The following is a 15,602-nucleotide window of genomic DNA, read 5'->3' as shown; positions in this document are numbered from 1 at the left end:
GCATGCTCGTTACTCATTACCAACGACTCCTGCACACTGAAACCGAGACCCAACTTTTTGCCAGCCAGCTGGCACCAGCCTGTCTGCAGGGCGGCGTTATCTATTTACATGGAGGCCTCGGCGCTGGCAAAACAACCTTCAGTCGTTGTTTGTTGCATGCTTTGGGTTATCAGGGCAATGTGAAAAGCCCGACTTATACCCTGGTCGAACCTTATCAACTTCCGGCACTCACTATTTATCACTTTGATTTATATCGTTTAATGGATCCGGAAGAACTGGAATTTATGGGCATTCGGGATTATTTTTCTGCCAACACGCTTTGTTTGATTGAATGGCCAGAGCGGGGTGAACCTTTGTTACCAACGGCCGATTTGGACATTGAATTGCAAGTTATTTCTGAAACTGAGCGCATGATCCACTTACGGGCACAAACGCCGTTAGGGCAGCAGATGCTCGGGCTGGTAAACACATGAAGCTTATGCGGCTTGTCACTGTATTTATCATGTTGATCAGTACATCGCTGCTGGCTGCCGAGCGCATCGACAGCGTGCGGATCTGGCCGTCCCCTGACAGTACCCGGGTGGTATTTGATTTAAGCGGGAAAGCGCAATTCCGGTTGCTCAGTCAAAAACAAAATCTGGTACAGCTGGAAATCAATAATATTGATAGCCCGTCACTGGGTAAAATGTCCGGACAATCGGATTTAATCAAAGATATCCGGGTACAGCGGCTGGCGTCGGGCCGTGGTATTTTATTGCAGGTCGAACTCAATCGGCCGGCCCGCGAAAAAGCCTTTAGTTTGCCGCCACTGGACAGGTATGGCCATCGGCTGGTGTTGGACTTAGCTGATCCGCAGGCTGAACAAGCGATTACCGCAGCCCCTGCGCCCCGAACCCAACGCGCTGGTGGCCGCGAAGTGGTTATTGCGATTGATGCCGGACATGGCGGCCATGATCCGGGCGCTGTTGGCCCCAAAGGCACTTATGAAAAGCATGTCACACTGGCTGTTTCCGAGCGGTTGATGGCGCTGATCAATAAAGAACCTGGCTTTAAAGCCGTGATGACCCGCACTTCAGACTACTATATTTATCCAAGCAAAAGACCGGATGTTGCCCGCAATAAACAAGCCGATTTACTGGTTTCAATTCATGCTGATGCGGTTGCTAATCGCAAAGCCCATGGCGGTTCTGTATGGGTGTTGTCCTTACGCCGTGCGACAACTGAGGTCGGCCGGATGCTGGAGCAAACCGAACAACATTCCGAATTGTTGGGCGGTGTGGCGGAAGTGATTAAGGATTCGGCTAACGAGCGTTATCTGGCGCAAACTGTGCTCGATTTGTCGATGAATCATTCGATGACCACTGGTTTTGAAGTGGCACGTCAGGTGCTCGCAGAAATGAGTAAAGTGACCCATCTGCACAAAAAAGAACCACAGGCCGCGAGTCTTGGTGTACTCAAAGCACCGGATATTCCGTCGATTTTGGTCGAAACCGGTTATATTTCAAACCCCAGCGAAGAACAAAAGTTAAAATCAGCATCCCATCAGCAAAAGCTTGCAGCGGCAGTTTTTCGCGCCTTAAAGCGTCATTTTGAACAATCGCCGCCGGCCGATTCTTGGCTAGCGCAGCGCAAAGGTCAGGCACCTGGGCGCAGTCAGCCCAGCGAGATCCGAAGCGCAGGCAGCAGCGCCTCCTCAGCACAAAACGTGACCAGAGTTAGCGAGCCGGTAGAAAGTATTGTTAATCCACGTTTGCATAAGGTAACACGCGGCGAGTCGTTATCCGGTCTGGCTAAACGTTATGCGGTGCCGATGTCGGTACTTCGCAGCTACAACAAGCTGACCACTGACAATATTAAAATTGGTCAGGTGCTGCGGATCCCCGAATAAATGGCTATCCAGATTTTATCGCCTCAGTTAGCGAATCAGATTGCCGCAGGTGAGGTGGTTGAAAGGCCAGCATCTGTGGTGAAAGAGCTGGTCGAAAACAGTCTGGACGCGGGTGCGACCACTATTACTATCGACATCGAAAAAGGTGGCAGCAAGCTCATCCGCATTCGCGACGATGGCTGTGGCATCGCTAAATCCGAGCTCGAACTGGCGCTTTGCCGCCACGCTACCAGTAAAATCCATCAATTATCTGATTTAGAACAAATTCTTAGCCTGGGCTTTCGGGGCGAAGCTTTGGCCAGTATCAGTTCGGTGTCGCGGCTGACGTTAACGTCCAGACCCGCAGATCAGGATAGTGCCTGGCAAGCCATTGCTGAAGGCCGTGAAATGCAGGTGCAACTGCGCCCGGCAGCGCACCCTCCAGGCAGTAGCATTGAAGTGCTGGATTTGTTTTTTAATACGCCGGCGCGCCGGCGATTTTTGCGCAGTGACAAAACCGAGTTTGCACATATCGACGAGCTGGTCAAACGGTTAGCATTGAGTCGTTATGACGTGAACTGGACGCTAACCCACAACGGCCAGACCGTGCGCCAATTAAAAGCAGCAACAGATAGAGCCGCCCAGGAAAAACGTCTGGCGCAGCTTTGTGGCCGCGGTTTTATTGAATCAGCGCTTTATGTCGAAAGTCAGTACGATGACATGCGGCTGTGGGGCTGGGTGCAGTTACCGCATGCCTGTCAGACGCAGCCCGCTTGTCAGTTCAGTTATGTTAACGGCCGGATGATGCGTGACAAACTGCTGAATCACGCTATTCGTCAGTCGTATGGCGATATATTGTTACCAGGCGCGCAACCAGCCTTTGTACTTTATCTGGAACTGGATCCGCAGCAACTCGATGTCAATGTGCATCCGGCAAAACACGAAGTTCGGTTTCATCAGGCGCGGTTGGTGCACGATTTTGTAGTCAGTGCGTTGGCGCAGGTTTGTCTGCAACCTGCTTTATTTGATGCCGCCGTTGAAGAAGCTGAAGCTTCGTCAACTGTTGCTATTTCAGCAGCTTCTAAGCTGGTGAAATCGCCTTCGATTCGGGAGGCGACCGGCAATTATGGCGCCAACCAACACGGTACTACCGCCAATTTTGGCGCATTTTCGCATCGTCCAGCGCGGGTATTTACATCAACGCCGCCAACAACAGCAAGACCAGGTGCTGGTTGGCCACTGCCGGTAGCTGCTCCTCCCGCGAATGGCGTCAATGCTGACAACGCCGCGCTAGCGCCATTACCGTCATTCAGTGATTCCGGATCTCCTTGGTTAGCTGCTGGCGGTTGTTACGCGGTTGCAGCATTCGACGATAAGCTATGGCTGGTTGATGCCAGCTACAGCTTATGCGATTTATGGCTGGCGCAGCCGGCGGCATCGTCGTCATTATTGTTGCCGCTGCGACTTACGCTACAAGCATCCGAAAAAGCAGTGTTACTGAAACAGGCGCAAAACCTGGCGGAATTAGGTTTTGATTTGGTATTAAACAATAACGTGTTGATTGTGAGGGCAGTGCCGCTGTTGTTGCGGCAAACTGCGTTAAGTCAATGGTTGCCGCTCTGGTGGCAACAGTGGCCAGAGCAAACCGAATCTGGCGCGCGTCAGTTGCTGCTTCAGCTACTGCAAAGCGGCTTGCAGCAAAATTGGTTTTCTTTATCGATTTTTTTAAACTATTTTGCACCACATTTGTCCGAGCCTTCGTCCTGGCATGCAGTGCCATTAGATATATCAATTAGTCAGCTGTTGTTAGAGGCCAAGCCATGAGTAAGTTTGTATGACAATGCCGGTGATCTGTCTGATGGGCCCGACAGCGTCCGGCAAAACGGCGTTGGCGATAGAGTTAGTCGAACAAATTAACGCAGAAATTATCAGTGTCGACAGTGCGTTAATTTATCGCGGGATGGATATAGGTACAGCAAAGCCTTCTGCAGAAGAATTAGCGCGGGCTCCACATCGGCTGATTAATATTCTGGAACCGACTGAAGCTTATTCCGCAGCCGATTTTCGACGTGATGCGTTGCTGCAGATTGAAGATATTCGTAATAAAGGCAAGGTTCCGCTGCTGGTTGGTGGTACCATGTTGTATTATAAGGCGTTATTGGATGGGATCTCGCCGTTGCCAGAAGCTTCGCCTGCAATAAGGGCAGAACTTGAGCAACAAGCGGCAACACTCGGCTGGGCTGCTTTACATCAGCAATTGGCTGAGGTTGATCCAGTGTCAGCAGCCAGAATTCATCCGAATGATCCACAACGGATTAATAGAGCGCTGGAAGTATTTTTAGTCAGTGGCAAAAGTCTGACCGAATGGACAACAGACAAAGGCGAAGCTTTCCCTTATCCGGTTAAGCAATTTGCGATAGCGCCTACTGATCGTGCTTTGTTGCATCAGCGTATCGAACTACGGTTTAACCAGATGTTGCAACAAGGCTTTGAGGAAGAAGTGATGCAGCTCAGACAACGTGGTGATTTGCATGCCAATTTGCCGTCGATGCGCTGTGTTGGATACCGGCAGATGTGGGATTATCTGGACGGGCTAGTGAGTTACCCTGAGATGGTGTATCGTGGTGTCGCCGCAACAAGGCAGCTGGCCAAAAGACAATTGACCTGGCTGCGCAGTTGGCAGGAATTAAACTGGCTGAAAAGTGAAGTTAGTCCTGCGGAAAACTTGCAAGCTGTTTTATCTTCGCTACGCTAATTTAGTGAAGAAAAAAATCGTTATTTAACGACTTGAAAATAATATAATAATCCATATATCAAGAATCAGAACTAAGAAAAGGAAAGCGGCACATGGCAAAGGGCCAATCTTTACAAGACCCATTTTTAAACACCTTACGACGGGAACGTATTCCAGTTTCTATTTATCTGGTGAATGGGATTAAATTACAGGGACAAATCGAGTCATTTGATCAGTTTGTCATTTTGTTAAAAAACACTGTCAGTCAGATGGTGTACAAGCATGCTATCTCGACCGTTGTTCCGGCCCGTGCTGTGAACACAATGGTCAGCCATGGCGCCGGTGGCGGTGACATGGATGAGATAGAATAAAAAACAGGATATTATCGTTTGTTTGACCGTGAAACGCTGGCTGAGCAAGCGATCCTTGTGCATGTTTTTTTCCCGCAAGAAAGCGCTTGTGAAGATCTTCATGAGTTGCAGATGTTGGTTTCTTCCGCGGGTGTCGCTGAACTGGCTGTAGTAAGTTGTAGCCGCAGTTCAATTGATGCCCGACTATTTATTGGTTCCGGCAAAGCATTAGAAGTAGCGCAGCAAGTCGCTGATCTCGCTGCAACTGTGGTTATTTTTAACCACGCCTTATCGCCGGCCCAAACCCGTAATCTGGAACGCGTTTTTCAGTGTCGGGTCATCGACAGAACCACACTCATCCTCGATATTTTTGCGCAGCGCGCCCGCAGTTACGAAGGTAAATTGCAGGTCGAGCTGGCGCAACTTAAGCATTTGGCCTCAAGGCTCATTCGTGGTTTTGATAACGAGCGGCAAAAAGGCGGTATCGGTTTACGGGGCCCTGGCGAAACCCAGCTCGAAACTGATCGACGCTTGTTGCGTGATCGTATAGCTGCACTACATCAAAAGCTGGAAAAAGTCGGCAAACAACGGGAACAAGGACGTAAAGCGCGGCAACGTGCTGAGATTCCGGTGATTTCGTTAGTTGGTTATACCAACGCTGGCAAATCGACTTTATTTAACCGGCTGACCCAATCCGAAGTGTACGCAGCAGATCAGTTGTTTGCGACTTTAGATCCAACGCTGCGGCAAATTAAGCTGGCAGATTTCGGCCAGTTAATTTTTGCTGATACGGTGGGGTTTATCCGGCATTTACCGCATGATTTGGTAGCAGCGTTTAAGTCGACGCTGCAGGAAAGCCGCGAAGCTGATTTGCAATTGCATGTGATTGATCTTGCAGACCCAAGGCTGGAAGATAACATCAAGCAAGTACAAAAAGTGTTACATGAAATAGAAGCGGACGACTTGCCGCAGCTGTTTGTTTATAACAAAATTGATGTGCTGCAGCAAAATGCCCGAATTGAATACGACGAATCAGGGACACCGGTTGCGGTTTATCTGTCGGCACAAAGCGGCGACGGGCTGAATTTACTGACCGAAGCTATCGTGACTTTATTATCGGACAGTTATCAACGGCTTAATTTAGCGCTACCACCTGATGCTGCATCCTGGCGTGCCAGGTTTCATGAAATGGGGGCAGTGCAACAAGAACATTTTGATGAACAAGGGGTTTGTCTGCTGCAAATTGCACTGGCAAAGCCGCAATGGGAGCGGTTGCTTAAACAAAGCGACGGTTTGTTGCAAAATTTTATCGTCTCGACCTGACTTTTTGATACATTAACCTCAACTGTTTACAGCAAGACGGAGTGAAGTATGGCTTGGAATGAGCCGGGCAATAACGGCAAAAACAATGATCCCTGGAACCAGGGTGGAAAGAACCAAGGCCCGCCCGATATGGATGAAGTGTTTCGCAATCTGAGTAAAAAACTCGGTGGTATCTTCGGCGGCAATAAAGGCGGATCGTCTGACAGCAGCAACAATGGCGGCTCTGCTGCATTGGTGTTGTTACTGGTGGTTGCATTAATTGGCTGGTTATTCAGTGGTATTTACACCATCAAAGAATCTGAGCGCGGGGTGATCCTGCGTTTTGGTCAGTACCACAGTGAAGTCAATCCAGGTATCAACTGGAAACCGACTTTTATTGATCAGGTGTTGCCAGTTGATATCAGCAGCGTAGAAACTTTAAAAACTGATGGTTTTATGCTGACGCAGGATCAAAATCTGGTACGGGTTACTTTTGAAGTGCAGTACCGGGTTGAAGATCCAAGACTTTATAAATTTGCAGTGGTGGATCCGGACAGCAGTCTGCGTCAGGCGACTGATGCCGCTTTACGCTTCGTGATTGGTCATTCATTGATGGACGATGTATTAACCAAAGGTCGTGAACTGATCCGTCAGAACACCCGGGTTGAGCTTGAAGCCATCATCAAACCTTATAACCTTGGTTTGCAGATTGTTGACGTCAACTTCCGTGATGCCCGTCCGCCAGAAGAAGTAAAAGCTTCTTTTGATGATGCGATTGCCGCACAAGAAGATGAACAGCGTTTTATTCAGGAAGCAACGGCTTATGCCAGAGCCATTGAACCTGAAGCGCGTGGTCGGGTGAACCGCGTGATGCAGGAATCAGAAGCCTATAAACAGCAGTCACAGTTAAAAGCACAGGGTGAAGTTGCCCGCTTTGAAAAACTGTTGCCTGAGTACATTGCTTCGCCGCAGGTAACCCGTGAACGTCTGTATTTAGAGACGATGGAACAGGTGTACGGCAATACGTCTAAAGTGTTAATTGATGTGAAAAATGGCAGTAATATTATGTATTTACCGCTGGATAAAATGCTAAATCAGAATGGTGCAGCAAAACCTGCGGTGATGGAACCGCGCCTGAATAGTGGCGATGCTCGTTCTGCGGATCCGCGGATTGAGACACCTCGTTCAGACAGTAACAGAGCAGGAAGGGGCTAACCGATGAAGAATTTTATTATTGCTTTATTAGCCTTAGTTGCGGTTGTGGTGTTTTCGTCGCTGTTTGTGGTGAAAGAAGGCGAACGCGGTATTGTGTTCCAATTCAGCAAAATTCAGCGGGATGCCACAGGCGGCGTGGTTGTGTTTGAACCGGGCCTGCATTTTAAGCTGCCTCTGATTGAAAACGTCCGCATTCTGGACGCCAAAGTTCAGACACTGGATGACCCGGCAGACCGTTTTGTGACAGCTGAGAAAAAAGACTTACTGGTCGACAGCTATGTCAAATGGCGGATTAAAGATTTCGGCAAGTATTTCCTGTCCACGACCGGTCGTACTGATCGTGCGGAAAGCCTGTTGAAGCAATATATCAACAACGGTCTGCGGACTGAGTTTGGTACCCGCACCATTCAGCAGATTGTTTCTGGTGAAAGGGCTGAGCTGATGTCTGGCGCCCTGGCACAGGCTGGCAAAGGCGCTGAAGAAATTGGTATTGAAATCCTAGATGTGCGGGTAAAGAAAATTAACCTGCCGGATGAAATCAGTAACAACATTTTCCAGCGGATGCGTGCTGAGCGGACTGCAGTAGCAAAAGAGCACCGTGCCCGTGGTATGGAGCAAGCAGAAATTATTCGTGCTGATGTGGATGCTAAAGTCACCGTTATGGTGGCAGAAGCAGAGCGGAATTCCCGTACCGTTCGCGGTGAAGGTGATGCATTAGCGGCAAAAGTGTACGCAGAGGCTTACAATAAAAATGCTGAATTCTTCAGCTTTGTCAGAAGCTTAGAAGCCTACAATCGTAGCTTCAACAGCAAATCTGATATTTTAGTGGTGCAGCCAGATAGTGATTTCTTCCAATATATGAAATCGCAAACTAAGAAATAATTTTCTAGAATTTAAAAAAGGCGCCTAGTGCGCCTTTTTTTTAAGTGGAGTTTTTGCCGATGAGCTACAAATCCTTCTATCAACGATTTTTGCAGGCTAATGCCGGGGTCCAGCACTTTGCCTGCCACTCCCACCATTATTGGCCTGATGTCACCCGCGACGCCGCATTAGCTTATTGGGATGACAGCGCGCGGATGGTCGATGACAAGTGGGATTATGTGTTTGGCGAAAAAGTACCGAAAGTGCAGCGTCAAATAGCACAGCTGTTAAAGCTGCAAGCGTCTCAGCAAATCGTGTTTGCGCCGAATACCCATGAATTATTGTTCCGGTTATTAAGTTGTTTTGATTTACAACAACCGCTGAAAGTGTTGTCGTCCGACAGCGAATTTCATAGTTTTAGCCGCCAAATCAAACGATTTGCTGAGTTGCCAAACGTGGAAGTGGTGCAAGTCGCCACTGAGCCTTTTGCTACTTTCGAGCAGAGATTTGTGCAAGCGGCGCAGCAGTTACAGCCAGATTTGGTGTTTTGTAGTCAGGTGTTTTTTAATTCCGGTGTAGCCATTACCGGCTTAACGGCATTTGTTGAAGCCATCCGGCAAGTGACCAAAGCGACTATTGCCATCGATGGTTATCACGGTTTTATGGCGTTACCGAGCGATTTATCTGCGCTCGAAGGTCAGATTTTTTACCTGGCGGGCTCTTATAAATACGCTCAGGGCGGTGAAGGTTGCTGCTTTATGGTGGTGCCGCAACATAACAATTTGCGGCCTTTGTATACCGGATGGTTTGCTGAGTTCGGTACGCTAGCACAGGCGAAAACGGCCGAAGTGCAATACAGCCAGGACGGTTATCAATTTGCTGGCGCGACTATGGATTTCACCGCTTTGTACCGGCTGGAAGCTGTGCTTGATTTATATCAGCAGCAACAGATCACCATCGATGCAGTTCATCAGCATGTGCAGAAGTTGCAGCAGGCTTTTTTGGCTGATCTTGAACAGCAGCAGCATCCGCAGCTCAATCGCGCTGCGTTATTGCAAAAGGATCCGCTGCAGCATGGCCATTTTTTGACGTTTAGATTGCCATCCACCCAGCAAGTCGCAGAATTAGCGGCCTATCTGAAACAGCATAAAATTCATACCGATTATCGGGGCGATCGCTTACGTTTTGGCTTTGCGCCTTATCAGGATACTGTTGATTTTGATTTGTCCTGTCTGCAGGCGCATCGGGGATAAGACACATGGAATTATTTTGGGCCAGTCTGGCGTTGGTGTTGTTGCTTGAGGGCATCGGGCCATTGTTGTTCCCGAAACAATGGCAAAGTTATTTAAGGCGCCTGAGCGCCGAACCGATCAGTAGTTTACGGCAGGTCGGTGCCGTACTTTGTGGCGGCGCGTTACTGATTTATCTGTTTCTGGCCTGATAAATTAGAAATCCAGACGTCTTTTAAGTTTATTTATTATTTAAATCTGAATGAATTCAACCAGCTGAAAAATCAGCTGGTTTTTTTTTGCCCTTGCGGCTGAACTTTGCATTTTATTTTGGTAGAATCCCCGCCTAATTTTTTTCCATGATGTAGGAACCATGGCCAAAAACGTTGTTGTGCTCGGCACCCAATGGGGTGACGAAGGAAAAGGTAAAATCGTCGATTTATTAACCGACAAGGCTAGCTATGTAGTGCGTTACCAGGGCGGCCATAACGCCGGTCATACTCTGGTGATCGACGGCGAAAAAACCGTCCTGCACTTAATCCCGTCAGGTATTTTACGTGCAAATGTAAAATGTGTGATTGGTAATGGCGTGGTGCTGTCCCCGGAAGCCTTTTTGAAAGAAATGACCATGCTGGAACAGCGTGGCGTGCCGGTCAAAGAACGTTTGCTGGTCAGCGAAGCTTGTCCCCTGATCCTCCCATTCCACGTTGCATTGGACGTGGCCCGTGAAGCTGCCCGTGGCGATAAAAAAATCGGCACCACAGGTCGTGGTATCGGCCCAGCTTACGAAGATAAAGTAGCCCGTCGTGGTCTGCGTATCGGTGATCTGTTTAATCCGGAGCTGTTTGCTGAAAAGCTTAAAGTCCTGATGGAACTGCATAACTTCACCCTGACGCAGTACTACAAACTGGATCCAATTGATTACCAGACGACGTTAGACAACGCCTTATCGATGGCTGATACGCTGAAGTCGATGGTGGTGGACGTGACTGATTTACTGGACAAAGCCCGCAAGGCTGGTCAGGAAATCATGTTTGAAGGTGCGCAGGGTACGTTGCTCGATATCGATCACGGTACTTACCCTTATGTCACTTCATCCAATACCACCGCTGGTGGCGTAGCGACTGGTGCAGGTTTTGGCCCTCGTTATATCGACTACGTGTTGGGTATTGTGAAAGCGTACACCACGCGTGTTGGTTCAGGTCCGTTCCCGACTGAACTTGATTGCGAAATCGGCGAACACTTAGGTGTCAAAGGTCACGAGTTTGGTGCCACCACTGGCCGTAAACGTCGTTGTGGCTGGTTCGACGCTGTTGCCGTTCGTCGTGCTGTGCAGCTGAACAGCATCTCTGGTTTCTGTCTGACCAAGTTAGATGTGATGGATGGGCTCAGTGAAGTCAAGATCTGTGTTGGTTATCGTCAGCCAGATGGTTCAGTCACTGATGTTCCACCCCTTGCAGCCGAAGGCTACGAGCTGGTGACGCCAGTGTACGAGACGATGCCAGGCTGGTCTGAGACGACTTTTGGTGTGCAAACTTTAGCGGGTTTACCACAGAACGCTCTGAACTATATCAAGCGTTTAGAAGAAGTGACCGGCGTGCCAATTGATATCGTTTCAACTGGGCCAGATCGGGTACAGACCATCGTTCTGTTACATCCATTTGCCTGATTTTTAAATCAGCATTAAAAAACGCTGCCTGGTGCAGCGTTTTTTTATTCAGTTCTGGCAGGAATATTGTATAAAGGTTCTTCACTATCGATAGTGTCAATTTTCCGGTGATTGGACATGAATAGATTTACCCCTTTAATCCTGATGTTACTGTGCGGTCTGCCATGGCAGTTGAAAGCGCAGGTCACCACTGAAGAGTTGCAAGTGGTGCAGCTGTATACGCAGGACGAGCTGCTGGCGTTAATCCGGCAAAACCAGCATTTGAAGCGGGTGAAAGCTGATGATTGTCAGCTGGTTAAAGATATCGAAGCCCGTGCTGACATCATGAAATTACCTTCTTACCAGTTTTTGTTCGGCGATATGCTGGCATACGGTGTTTGTGTGCCGGTTAATGTTGAACGTGGCTGGGATTTAATGGATGAAGCGGCGCGGCAGGGCTTGCCAGAAGCGTTGGAACAAATAGGCCGTTATTACCAGCAAGGCAAATTTGTACAAAAGGATTTAGTCAAAGCACAATCTTATCTGCATGAAGCAAGTGCTATGGGCAATATCAATGCGCAGATCCGACTGGCGGAATTGTTGCTCAGTGGTCACGGCAGTCCGGTCGACTATGAAACGGTTTACCGCTGGTTGCATCATTCCGTTACCGCCGATAAAGATCTACATCAGCGCATTCAAACTGCATTGCAAAAACTGGCATCAAGAATGCCGGAGCCTGTCCTGACCAGAGCGAAAAAGCCACTGTAAGTAAAAATTCATCGTGGATTTGCTGATAAAAACAGCAGCAGCAGTGAAAAAACAACGGCAGGCTGTTACACTTGCCGAAGTTTTAGTAATGAAGAGAATCCATGACGATCAAAGATCCGCATCTTGCGCGTGAGCAAGAAAAATATGAAAACCCTATCCCAAGCCGCGAATTTATCCTCGAGCATATCAAGCAGCGTCAGCAACCAGCCTACTTTGAAGAATTAGTCGCTGAGTTAAAGCTGGAAGGCGAAGAACCTCTTTTTGCATTAAAAAAACGTTTACGCGCGATGGAGCGTGATGGCCAGTTGTTGTTTACCAAAACCAAACGTTATGGTGTGGTGGACGATTTAGATTTGGTCAAAGGCACAGTCATCGGCCATCGTGATGGTTTTGGCTTCCTTAAGCTTGAGCAGGGCGGCCCGGATTGGTATATCCAGAATTTTGATATGCAACGCCTGTTACCGGGCGATGTAGTGCTGGCCAGTGCTGGTGAGATTAAAGGCAAAGACAAAGTTGAAGCGCGGATTGTGCGGGTGTTAACACCACGCACTGAGCCGATTGTTGGCCGTTATTTTAAAGATTTTGCGTTAGCAGTAGTGGTACCGGAAGACCCGCGTATTACCCAGGATATTGTGATCCCTGCCGGTGAAGAAGGCGCTGCACGTCACGGCCAAATCGTGTTGGCTGAAGTGACCCAACGGCCATTTAAACGGGTTAATGCGGTAGGTAAAGTGATTGAAGTGCTGGGTGACCATATGGCACCTGGCATGGAAATCGAAGTCGCTATTCGTAACCATCAATTGCCCCATAAATTTTCCGAAGCGGTAGAAAAACAAGTCGCAGGCTACGGTACTGAAGTGCCAGCAGAAGCTAAAGCCGGACGTGTTGATCTCACCGAGCTTGGACTGATTACGATTGACGGTGAAGACGCCCGTGACTTTGATGATGCGGTGTATTGTGAGCGCAAAGAAGACGGTGGTTGGCACCTGTGGGTGGCTATTGCCGATGTCACAGCTTACGTATTGCCAGATACACCACTGGATCGGGAAGCGCTGGACCGTGGTAACTCCGTTTATTTCCCGGACCATGTATTGCCGATGCTGCCGGAAGTGTTATCCAACGGTTTGTGTTCGTTAAACCCACATACCGACCGGTTGTGTTTTGTCGCTGAAATGCATATCAGTGCTCAGGGCAAACTTGGTAGCTCGAAGTTTTATGAAGCAGTGATGCATTCAAAAGCACGGCTGACTTACAACAAAGTACATGCGATTTTGCAGGGCGACCCGGAACTGCGTCAACAGTATGAAGCGAATTTGACCAACATCGACCATCTGTATTCGTTGTACAAACAAATGGCGAAGGTCCGTGGTGTGCGTGGTGCGATTGAATTTGAAACTGTCGAAACCCGTTTTATCTTCAACAGTCATCGGAAAATTGAACAAATTGTGCCGGTGCACCGCAACGAAGCGCATAAGATCATTGAAGAATGTATGATTCTAGCCAACGTCGCTTCGGCACAATTAGTTGAAAAAGCCGAAGCTGCCGCACTCTACCGGGTGCATGAACAGCCGGATGCAGACCGTTTTGCTAACTTTAAACGCTTTCTGGCGGAGCTTGGTATTAGTTCAGAACTGCCAGTCCAGCCAACACCGCTTGATTTGATGCTGTTATTGCAAAAACTGCAGGACAGACCGGATAAAGAACTGATTGAAACCACCATGCTGCGCTCGATGAAACAAGCGGTGTATCAACCAGATAACATGGGGCACTTTGGCCTGGCGCTGGAAGCCTATTCGCACTTTACGTCGCCAATTCGCCGTTATCCGGATTTACTGCTACACCGGGTGATTAAATCTTTGCTGAAAAAGCAGGGCGAACAAACCACAGGTGCGCGCTCTTATACACCTGAGCAAATGGTGCCGCTTGGTGAGCAATGCTCGATGACTGAGCGTCGAGCCGATGACGCCACCCGTGAAGTGTCAGATTGGCTGAAATGTGAGTATATGCAAGATCATATCGGGGCTGAATTCCCGGGTGTGGTTTCAACAGTGACCAACTTCGGTTTATTTGTGCGTCTGACCGATTTGTATATTGAAGGTCTGGTGCATGTCACATCCTTGCCAAACGACTATTACCACTTTGATGTTGAGCGTCAGGTGTTGCTGGGTGAACACAGCAATCAAAGTTACCGGATGGGTGATTTGATTGAAGTGAAAGTGCTCGCAGTGAATCTCGAAGCGCGCAAAATTGATTTAGGTATTGTTGGTACTGTGAAGCATGTTGGTAAACGAATGGCTTCAGGTCAGGGTAAAGGTGGCGCTGATAAAACAGCTGCCGGCCAACCTGCGAAAGGCTTTAGTACCAAAAAAGGTAAAGCAATGGCTGATCCAACAGCACGGCCTGGTAAAACCAAAGTCGGGCGCAGTGGCAGCAAAGCGAAACCGGGTGCTAAAACTGCTGGTAAACCAGCAGCCAAAGCGGGTAGCGAAAAGCCAAAAGCGCCTCGTAAGCGTAAATAACGCAACGCCATAGGTGATGATGGCAGACGGACAATGACGCTTCGGCGCCGATTTGCTACAATCACTGCACTTGATACAAACGCCTGGCCTTTCCAGGCGTTTGTTTTTTAATTTTGCAGCAGTTTCAGCTGCTGACTTTGCAGGAATAAGTGATGAGCACAGATTACGTTTTTGGGATCCACGCGGTCAGCGCTTTTATGGAACGGGCACCAGAAGATGTGCTGGAATTATTTGTGCTCAAAGATCGCGAAGACCAGCGGATGCAGCCGGTGATCCAGCTTGCGCGTAAAGCGGGTGTTTCAGTGCAGTTTTGTAATCGCAAATCATTGGATGACAAGGTTAATGGTGCACAGCATCAAGGTGTGGTTGCCAAAGCAAGGTTGCATGATGCCGGTGATGAGTCGGATTTAGCCCGGATTGTCGAACGGGAAAGTGCGCCATTTCTGCTGATTTTAGACGGCATTACCGATCCACATAACTTAGGCGCTATTTTGCGCTCAGCCGATGCCGCTGGTGTGCATGCTGTTATTGCGCCAAAAGATCGCTCAGTGAAATTGACGGCCGTGGTGCGTAAAGTGGCTTGTGGTGCAGCTGAGTCGGTACCTTTTATCAATGTGACTAATTTAGCGCGCACCATCCGCGAGTTAAAAGACGCTGGAGTTTGGGTTGTTGGTGCAGCAGGTGAAACTGATACCACGATCTATCAGGCGACGCTTAAAGGTCCACTGGCACTTGCGATGGGGGCTGAAGGTGATGGTTTACGCCGCTTGACCAAAGAATCTTGCGATTCGCTGGTCAAAATTCCGATGTTTGGCGCGGTATCCAGCTTAAACGTGTCAGTGGCGACCGGCATTTGCTTGTATGAAGCAGTGCGGCAGCGTCAGGCAAAATAATATTTATGAATAAAACGGCACCATTTCAGACGAAATAGCGTGCACCCAACACAAAGCCATGGAAAACCAATTATTTTCCATGGCTTTGTTGTTTTCCGATATCTGGCACTCAGCGCAATCTCTGCTTGTTTTTAGCGCATCGAGTCCGTAGAATACGCACCCTTCGACCGTTCAACAAACGTTCCTTGCCTCTATGCGAGACTGGTCGAGCTCACC

The 15,602-nt window shown here is 48.7% G+C and carries 14 protein-coding genes; all 14 read left to right on the top strand.

Translation table 11 applies throughout. The annotated features are described in order from the left end of the window. Positions 1-2: 2 nt before the first annotated feature. The 14 genes from tsaE to rlmB all read left to right on the top strand — a co-directional run bounded on the left by tsaE (position 3) and on the right by rlmB (position 15,386). Positions 3-473: a tRNA (adenosine(37)-N6)-threonylcarbamoyltransferase complex ATPase subunit type 1 TsaE gene (tsaE, locus tag A5320_RS02870; protein ID WP_068060674.1), complete on the top strand. Its 471-nt coding sequence runs from the start codon at positions 3-5 to the stop codon at positions 471-473. A gap of 29 nt (positions 474-502) precedes the next feature. Then, on the top strand, positions 503-1,888 hold the full coding sequence (locus A5320_RS02865; protein ID WP_231916646.1) for an N-acetylmuramoyl-L-alanine amidase: 1,386 nt from the start codon (positions 503-505) through the stop codon (positions 1,886-1,888). Continuing rightward, positions 1,889-3,691 carry a DNA mismatch repair endonuclease MutL gene (gene mutL / locus A5320_RS02860; protein ID WP_068060669.1) on the top strand — a complete coding sequence of 601 codons (1,803 nt, stop codon included), beginning with the start codon at positions 1,889-1,891 and terminating at the stop codon, positions 3,689-3,691. A gap of 10 nt (positions 3,692-3,701) precedes the next feature. After that, positions 3,702-4,622 carry a tRNA (adenosine(37)-N6)-dimethylallyltransferase MiaA gene (gene miaA, locus A5320_RS02855; RefSeq protein WP_068060667.1) on the top strand — a complete coding sequence of 307 codons (921 nt, stop codon included), beginning with the start codon at positions 3,702-3,704 and terminating at the stop codon, positions 4,620-4,622. A 92-nt stretch (positions 4,623-4,714) separates the two neighbouring features. After that, positions 4,715-4,972: an RNA chaperone Hfq gene (gene hfq, locus A5320_RS02850; RefSeq protein ID WP_068060665.1), complete on the top strand. Its 258-nt coding sequence runs from the start codon at positions 4,715-4,717 to the stop codon at positions 4,970-4,972. Positions 4,973-4,990: 18 nt separating this feature from the next. Next, positions 4,991-6,274: a ribosome rescue GTPase HflX gene (gene hflX, locus A5320_RS02845; RefSeq protein WP_068060663.1), complete on the top strand. Its 1,284-nt coding sequence runs from the start codon at positions 4,991-4,993 to the stop codon at positions 6,272-6,274. 48 nt (positions 6,275-6,322) lie between these two features. After that, positions 6,323-7,468, top strand: coding sequence for an FtsH protease activity modulator HflK (hflK, locus tag A5320_RS02840; protein ID WP_068060661.1), 1,146 nt, complete (start codon positions 6,323-6,325; stop codon positions 7,466-7,468). 3 nt (positions 7,469-7,471) lie between these two features. Beyond that, positions 7,472-8,350: a protease modulator HflC gene (hflC, locus tag A5320_RS02835; RefSeq protein WP_068060656.1), complete on the top strand. Its 879-nt coding sequence runs from the start codon at positions 7,472-7,474 to the stop codon at positions 8,348-8,350. A 59-nt stretch (positions 8,351-8,409) separates the two neighbouring features. Beyond that, positions 8,410-9,582: an aminotransferase class V-fold PLP-dependent enzyme gene (locus tag A5320_RS02830; RefSeq protein WP_068060653.1), complete on the top strand. Its 1,173-nt coding sequence runs from the start codon at positions 8,410-8,412 to the stop codon at positions 9,580-9,582. Between the two features lie 5 nt (positions 9,583-9,587). Further along, entirely contained in the window at positions 9,588-9,770 is a 183-nt protein-coding gene (locus A5320_RS02825; protein ID WP_068060647.1) for a DUF2065 domain-containing protein, read from the top strand. Between the two features lie 161 nt (positions 9,771-9,931). Further along, positions 9,932-11,227, top strand: coding sequence for an adenylosuccinate synthase (locus A5320_RS02820; protein ID WP_068060645.1), 1,296 nt, complete (start codon positions 9,932-9,934; stop codon positions 11,225-11,227). A gap of 117 nt (positions 11,228-11,344) precedes the next feature. Then, a complete protein-coding gene (locus A5320_RS02815; protein ID WP_068060642.1) occupies positions 11,345-11,974 on the top strand; it encodes a tetratricopeptide repeat protein in 630 nt (209 codons plus the stop codon). A gap of 101 nt (positions 11,975-12,075) precedes the next feature. Beyond that, positions 12,076-14,493, top strand: a complete 2,418-nt coding sequence (rnr, locus tag A5320_RS02810; RefSeq protein WP_068060639.1) for a ribonuclease R — start codon at positions 12,076-12,078, stop codon at positions 14,491-14,493. Positions 14,494-14,645: 152 nt separating this feature from the next. Next, positions 14,646-15,386 carry a 23S rRNA (guanosine(2251)-2'-O)-methyltransferase RlmB gene (rlmB, locus tag A5320_RS02805; RefSeq protein ID WP_068060636.1) on the top strand — a complete coding sequence of 247 codons (741 nt, stop codon included), beginning with the start codon at positions 14,646-14,648 and terminating at the stop codon, positions 15,384-15,386. Positions 15,387-15,602 lie beyond the last annotated feature (216 nt).

The organism is Rheinheimera sp. SA_1 (genome assembly GCF_001669775.1).
Taxonomy (GTDB): Bacteria; Pseudomonadota; Gammaproteobacteria; order Enterobacterales; family Alteromonadaceae; genus Pararheinheimera.
The sequence above is the reverse complement of the archived record's forward strand: the minus strand, read 5'-3'. Positions and strand labels throughout refer to the sequence as shown.